This is a genomic window from Sphingopyxis sp. (genome assembly GCF_025869345.1).
Taxonomy (GTDB): domain Bacteria; phylum Pseudomonadota; class Alphaproteobacteria; order Sphingomonadales; family Sphingomonadaceae; genus Sphingopyxis.
The window spans coordinates 1-3,415 of record NZ_JAOZVW010000164.1; the positions used below are offsets into that span (position 1 = coordinate 1).

The following is a 3,415-nucleotide window of genomic DNA, read 5'->3' on the forward strand; positions in this document are numbered from 1 at the left end:
GTCACCGCCGTAATAAATCTGAATAAACCCGATTCCCCGAGCGACGCCGCGGGGTTCGTTCGCGCGGAGCGAGAACCCGCACCGTCGCCGCCTCGACTTCGCTCGGCAATGCCCCTCGGCTTCGCTCGGGGAATCGGGTTTCTTTCGGGGGCGATCATTTCATCTGCGCCAGCGGATGCCGCCGGTTCACCAGCTCGACCAGCCGCCGGCTGTCGACATGCGTATAGATTTCGGTCGTCGCGATGTCGGCATGGCCGAGCATCAGTTGCAGCGCGCGCAAATCCGCCCCGCCCTCCAGCAGGTGCGTGGCGAAGGCATGGCGCAGCACATGCGGGCTGATCGCGGCCGGATCGATCCCGGCGCGCGCCGCAAGTTCGCGCAGCATCTGGAACAGCCGCACGCGCGACAGATGCGCCTTTCCCGACGGAAAGAGCCACGGCGAACCGTCCGCGACCAGCGGCAGCCAGCGGTCGAGACACGCGCGTGCGCGCTCGGACAGGGGCACGAGCCGTTCCTTGTCGCCCTTCCCCCGGACGATCAGAAACTCGCGCCCACCTAGGGCCGCGCGGCGCGGCAGCGACACAAGTTCGCTCGCCCGAAGCCCCGACCCATAGAGAAGTTCGAGCAGCAGCAGCATCCGCACCGCCTGCGCGGGCGGCGCTTCGCCCGCCGCTTCCTCGCCCGCCTGCGCGAACAGCCGCTCGACATCGTCGTGCGTCAGGATGCGCGGCAAGGGCCGCCGCGTCGCCGGGCGCGCGATGTCGAGCGCGGGATTGTCGGCGCGATCGCCCTCGTCGAGCAGGAAAGCGAAGAATTGCCGCAGCGCCGACAATTTCCGCGCCGCGCTGCTCGCCGCGAGCGAAGCATAGCCCGCCATCAGCCCGCGCAGATCGTCGCCCCCGGCCTCGCCCAGCGAACCGCGCACCCTCTCCGCCGCCTGCTCCAGATCGCGCTTATAGGCCGCGAGGGTATTGCGCGACGCCCCGCGCTCGGCCGCCATCATTTCCAGAAAGCGGTCGATCAGAGCGCCGTCACTCACTTCAAGCTCATTGGTCTGGAGCTTATCATATTGAGCCGATTCCCCGAGCGAAGCCGAGGGGCCATGCCGAGCGCAGTCGAGGCAGCGGCGGTGCCGGTTCTCGCTTCGCTCGAACGAGCCCCTCGGCTTCGCTCGGGGAATCGGAATATGTCAGACACGCACCAGCGCTTCGGCGGCGATCATCCGCGCTTCGGCTTCCAGCCCGACGTCGCGCAGCGCGCGGGTGATGTAATAGAGGTGATAGGGCGGAATCTTCGACCAGTCGCCCTGCATCCCCGCCGCCGCGATCAGCGCGACCATGCCCGGCTCGCGCCGCTCGGCCGCCGCCATGATCGCGCGCGACCAGCGCGTTTGCTTGCCGAGGTTCATGTCGAGGTCGCCCGCCGCCGACGCCGCCTGCCCGGCATCGAGGCGCCCGAGCCCGGCCAGCCCGGCCACGAGGAATTTCGAGCGCAGATAATCGGCGCTGTCGTCGTTGCCCGAAAAATTGCCGATGCTCCCCGCGCTCACCCCGGTCAGCGCGCGCGGCGATCCGACCGCCATCACGCCCCAGGCGCGGCTGCCGACGTCGAGTTTTTGCACCCACGCCATCGCATTGGCGTCGTACCCCGCGGCGAGCATCGATCCCAGAAGCTGCCACGGATCGCCGCCGACGTTGGTGCCGGTCGGCAGCCCCGCCGCGGCACGCGCGGTCGCGACGAGCGCGGCGTAGCGCTGCGCCGGGTTCGATCCCGCGCCCCACAATCCCTGCATCGCGGCATAGCGTTCGGCCCCGGTCGCCGATCCGAAGGCGTCGCGCAGTTCGCCGAGCTGCGCCGCGATCGCCTCGGGCGGCTCCTCCTCGCTCGACGCCGCGCTGAGCAGCGAGACATAGGCCTCGCTTGACAGCACGCCGCGCGCCGCGGCGTCGGGCGCCGCGGCGACGCGGTCGGTCATGCCGGTCATCGGCGCCAGCACGGTCCAGCCGCGCATATAGCCGGGCTCGCCCGCGCGAAGCTCGGCGGGAATGTCGATCGCGGTCGCGGTCGCGAGGCCGAAGCGCCAGCTCGTCAGCCGGTCGACCTTGTCCCATTCGATCGTCGTCGAGCGGCGGCCCGCGCCGGTCGCGCCGAGCACCCGCTCGGTCAGCAATATGTCGAAATTGCTGATCTTGCCGCTCGACCGGACGCGCCCGATCGCCCAGCCCGCCGGACCGGCCTCGCCCGACAGCCCGGCGCAGATCGCCGACGCCAGCCGCCACGACTGCTCCTCGCCATGCGCAAGGCCGGCGGGAACATAGGGGCAGAGTCCGGCCGGATCGGCGTTGGCAAGGAAGGTCTGCTGCGCGACCTGCACCAGCCGCGGGCTCGCACGGTCATAGTCGACCGACTGGACGATCCAGCGCGCCGCGGTCGATTCGCCCATGCGCAGGAGCAGCCCGGCGCGGTCGGCGGCCAGGTCGGCGCCGTTGATCGTGTCGGGCGTATCGATCGCCGACGACAGCGCGCGGCGCAGCAATATCTGCCCCCAGCGCGAAGCGAGCGCCCCGTTGGTCTTGCGCATGATCGCCGCCGCATATTGGCCGCGCACACCGAATGCGTCGGGCGCGAGACCGCCCGTTTCGGGAGTCAGCGGCCCGATCCGCGTCAGCAGCCGCCGCGCGCCGGGCGGCAGGTCGTATTTCAGGCCGCCCGAGGCGACCTCCTCCTCGTCGCCGGTTTCATCGCCGTCTTCGCTGGTGGCGTCGGCCAGGGTCGGAGACACGGTGGGCGGCAGGGCGCCGACCGACGGGGAAGACGGGGATGCGGGCGCTGGCGATTTCGGCGTCGCGGTCGAACCGGGCGACGGTGTCGGCGAGGGTTTCGGCGCGGGCGTATCGGCCGGATTGCCGAAACCCTCGGGCAGCAGCGATTCCTGCGCGATCGCGGGCAGCACCAGCGCCGCCGCCATCGCGGTGCCCGACAGGGCCAAAGTCAGCGTCAGCAGCTTTTTCGTCATCACCTATCCTTGGGGGCTGTGCTCGGGCCGCTTTGGGCGATTGTGTCGGTCACGTCCACCTCGGTCGTTCGAGGCGCGATCGGCCGCCCCAGATAAAAGAGCAACAGCAGGAAGACCAGCAGCACCAGCGCCAGGCCCGCCAGCCACGTTCTCCTCCGGCCTTTTCCCGATCTCATCGCCTCGCGCAATATCCAATGCCCGCCGTTCGTCCGATAACCATGTTCCGCCCGCGAAAACCATTATACCGCGCGGCTTGGGCAGTATAATATAGCCCCGCGCGCCAATGGTCGAAATCACTTTTGTTACAAAAGCGCCGGATCGCCGAAATCGACCGATAGGTGACAAGCCGATCCTCCCCGGCACGGGGAGGGGGACCACCGAAGGTGGTGGAGGGGCAGG

At 69.5% G+C, this 3,415-nt stretch carries 2 protein-coding genes; both read right to left on the minus strand.

Annotation, left to right across the window (positions count from 1 at the left end; all coding sequences use genetic code 11):
* Window positions 1-154: 154 nt before the first annotated feature.
* The gene (locus OJI97_RS18735) at window positions 155-1,039 is read right to left on the minus strand and encodes a tyrosine recombinase (protein WP_297666034.1); all 885 of its coding nucleotides are present in this window, start codon (window positions 1,037-1,039) and stop codon (window positions 155-157) included.
* Between the two features lie 150 nt (window positions 1,040-1,189).
* On the minus strand, window positions 1,190-3,016 hold the full coding sequence (locus OJI97_RS18740; protein WP_297666036.1) for a hypothetical protein: 1,827 nt from the start codon (window positions 3,014-3,016) through the stop codon (window positions 1,190-1,192).
* Between the last annotated feature and the right edge of the window lie 399 nt (window positions 3,017-3,415).